The organism is Nitrospirota bacterium (assembly GCA_016212185.1).
Classification (GTDB): Bacteria; Nitrospirota; Thermodesulfovibrionia; order UBA6902; family DSMQ01; genus JACRGX01.
The window spans coordinates 1-3,333 of the sequence record JACRGX010000029.1; the positions used below are offsets into that span (position 1 = coordinate 1).

At 42.8% G+C, this 3,333-nt stretch carries 4 protein-coding genes; all 4 read right to left on the minus strand.

What is annotated here, in order from left to right; genetic code table 11:
• Positions 1-1,104, minus strand: a 1,104-nt coding sequence (locus HZA10_03495; GenBank protein ID MBI5195367.1) for a type II secretion system F family protein, incomplete at its 3' end; no start/stop codon positions are given.
• A 15-nt stretch (positions 1,105-1,119) separates the two neighbouring features.
• Positions 1,120-1,701 (minus strand): DUF4384 domain-containing protein, encoded by a 582-nt coding sequence (locus HZA10_03500; GenBank protein MBI5195368.1) that lies wholly within the window; start codon positions 1,699-1,701, stop codon positions 1,120-1,122.
• A 96-nt stretch (positions 1,702-1,797) separates the two neighbouring features.
• Positions 1,798-2,946: a caspase family protein gene (locus HZA10_03505; protein ID MBI5195369.1), complete on the minus strand. Its 1,149-nt coding sequence runs from the start codon at positions 2,944-2,946 to the stop codon at positions 1,798-1,800.
• A 24-nt stretch (positions 2,947-2,970) separates the two neighbouring features.
• Entirely contained in the window at positions 2,971-3,216 is a 246-nt protein-coding gene (locus HZA10_03510) for a hypothetical protein (protein ID MBI5195370.1), read from the minus strand.
• Between the last annotated feature and the right edge of the window lie 117 nt (positions 3,217-3,333).

Genomic DNA, 3,333 nt, shown 5'->3' on the forward strand with positions numbered 1-3,333 from the left:
AACTGAACTCTGCACCTCAGTATCAAATGTATCTGCCACCTTTATCAGCATATCCTCAAGCTTACCTGTCTCCTCCCCCACCTTTATCATGTGTATGGCAAGCGGCGGGAAGACCATGCTCTCGCGAAGCGGGTCAGATATTCCGCCGCCTTCTTTAACCCTCTTGTGAATCCCCTCCATTGCCTTTGCTACAACAGAATTTGTAATTGTATCCTTTGTTATAAATAGTGACTGGAGTATAGGGACACCGCTCCTGACAAGCGTTCCGAGTGTCCTTGCAAACCTTGACACCTCTATCTTCCTCTGAAGCGAGCCTATAAGGGGTATTTTTAATTTAAGTGAATCCCATTTAAACTTACCTTCCTCTGTATTCAAATAGCCTCTTATAAAAATTCCAATGAATACAAAACCTAATATTATAAGCCACCAATAGTTTGTCACAAAAAAACTCACATTGAGGAGTATCTGCGTTGATATAGGCATTGCCTGTCCCATGTCAGAGAATATCTTTGCGAATTTTGGTATGACAAATGTCAGCAGGATTGTTACCGCCCCTCCGCCAATAATTGTAAGCAGGGTCGGATATACAAGTGCAGAGCGGATATTATCCTTTAATTGTTCCGAGCTTTCTAAAAATTGTGCAAGCCTTAAAAGTATTACCTCAAGCACTCCTCCCTCTTCACCTGCCTTAACCATACTCACATACAATTTAGAAAAAACCCTCGGATATTTTGAGAGGGCATCTGCAAATGTGCTGCCGCCGTGGACATTCTTCTGGACATTGTCTAAAATAGATTTAAACCTCTTTCCCTCCTGAAGCTCTGTCAGAATTGAAAGGCTTCTATCCAAGGGGAGACCTGAGTTGCTGAGGGTTGCCAACTGCTGGGTAAACGACATTAACTCTTTCCTGCTTACACCTGTAAAAATTGCAGGAAGGGAAAAATTTAATGAAAGACTCTTTGAAACTCCTTCCTTCTCTACCTTTATAGGGAGCAGTTGAAGCCCATGGAGCCTGTTGACAACAAGACTCTCATCTTTCGCCTCTATAGTCCCCTCAACCAACTTCCCTGTCCTATCTGTCGCCTGATAAACAAATACCGGCATATTATTATGATATATCTACCTTTCAGTCCTTACAACTACTTTATCTTCAAAAAACTCAGAAGGCATCCCCTCTTTACTTCCTGTCTTTTCTTTTATCTTAACGCCCCTTGTCCTATCACCTACACCCCCAGCCCCTGTCTTTACCTGATAAACTCCACCTTGAGCCTCAACACTAATATCACCCAATGGAGATGTGCTTGCATATACTATTATATCCTCCTCGCCAAATGGCGGAGTTACCTCAAGCTCAAACTTGTCTTCGCCGGAAGGGAGCTCATATATTGTGCCGCCGTTAAAATAGTTATTGTCCCTGTGAGGATTCGGTAAAAGTTGAACCATGTTTCCGCCTGCATCCTTATAAACAACCCTTGCATAAAACGGTTTATTCCCCCTGATATAGACCCTTATTTTATCACTTCCTTTATATTCCTTTTTATCTGTCCATACATTTATACTAAGCGGTGCGGATGGGTCATCGGTCATTTGTTTATTCTTTGATATATTTTCTATCGCCTTTTCATCAGGTATCACCTCTGCCTTAATCTTTACCTTAAAACAATCACCCAGTGATTCGTCTTTATACCATTTCTTTTCCATCTCCTGAATTATCTTTATCGCAGCATTTGAGTATGCCTCTATTAAATCTTTTTGAAGCTCATATTTATTAACTACAGTCTCGCACTACGAAGCCCCTTACCTCGCATATATTATAAACCGCTCCATTCCAGTTGGCATAACAGCCACTGGTTTTTGCACACCGTCAAAGTTCACATCTTCCTCTTTCGTTTGTTTGATTTTAAGATCGCGATACAAGCCGAGCATTATATCTCTGTTTAATCTCGGCACTTCCTTATCCACATAATCCCTTAACCTTGTGAACGGCAGTATGTTTCCATCGTAAGCCGCCTTGCCGTCAAAGCCGCTGAGCATTGACAGTGTAAATACCCCTCCCTTAGATGTTTCAACCCCTGCATCCTGTCTCGATGTCCCTGAATATACTATTGCATTCACATCATGGATGTCCTTTACAAGTCTTTTTATATCTGTCTTATTATCTGAAAACACCTCTCCAGCCTGACAGGTATCCACGAACACCACCCGTCTGCCCATCGTCTTATCCAATATGCTGTGCAGTCGTTTCCAGTCAAGGCTTGTGCCCTGTTTCATGTTGAGCTGTTCACCCCATGCGGATAATATCTTTGTGTCCGCAGTTACAAAGTGGTAGCTGCCCTGTGCATCCGTTACCCCATGACCTGCTAAAAATAGTATCGTTGTGTCTAAAGCCCCTGCCTTCTCTGTCTGCTCCCTTAATGCCTTTTCCACCATATCGGATGTTATTATTGTATTCCTGTCATCTGTCAGGATTTTAATATCAACCTTTTTATAGAGTGTCCCTTCTAACTTTTGTAACTGTGCGGCTATTCCCCTTGCATCGAGCGGGGGAGATTTAAGCTGCTGTTCTAATGGCAGCTCAGGATAATGGCTTATGCCGGCTGCCACAACATAGAGTGTCCCCTTACCGTATTGCGACCCTTTAGTTTCGCTTTCAACTGTGGTTTCATGGCTGTTTTCCGCCCACTGGTTTTCCACTGTAACCCTTATGTGGTTTTTCTTTTCAAACAGGGCTGCCGTATATTTCAGAATATCCCCGGGTTTTGCACCTTTTAATTCCCGTTCTGCCTCAGTTAATACCTGCGCCCCGTTTATGTAAAGGGTTATCCGTTCAGGGGCTGTAGTTGTATTCTTGCCAAGCCGAACCTTTATATCAGCATTGCCGTCTTTTGCAATATCCACTGAGGCGATTTTCACATCAACAGGCGCCCGTTTGATAAGCTCAGCCACTGTTATATCCTGCAGTCCTGCCTCCTAGACTGCCAAATCGCCTGACCCTGATTTCAGGGTGTTTTTTATGACATCAGGACGATAGAGATATTTCCTGAACTGTCTTGCAGTATAGTAATCAGCGCTGTTTTCAGGACCCTTGTTGACATGCCAGCCCACATATTGGTCCCCCTTTGTTGAGGCATTGTAAAACCCCTGTTCATTCCAGACCACCCATTCATCCAGGGAAATGAATATGCTTACAATGGGTTTGATTTCCGGCGCCTTCATGTATACAGAACTTCGATCGTTACCATCAAAATTTTTTTTAACATCTTCTATTGTCCATTTTTTACCTGTTGCTTTTTCTGTTACTTATGCCGTTCTTTTCAATAATTCATAATCAAT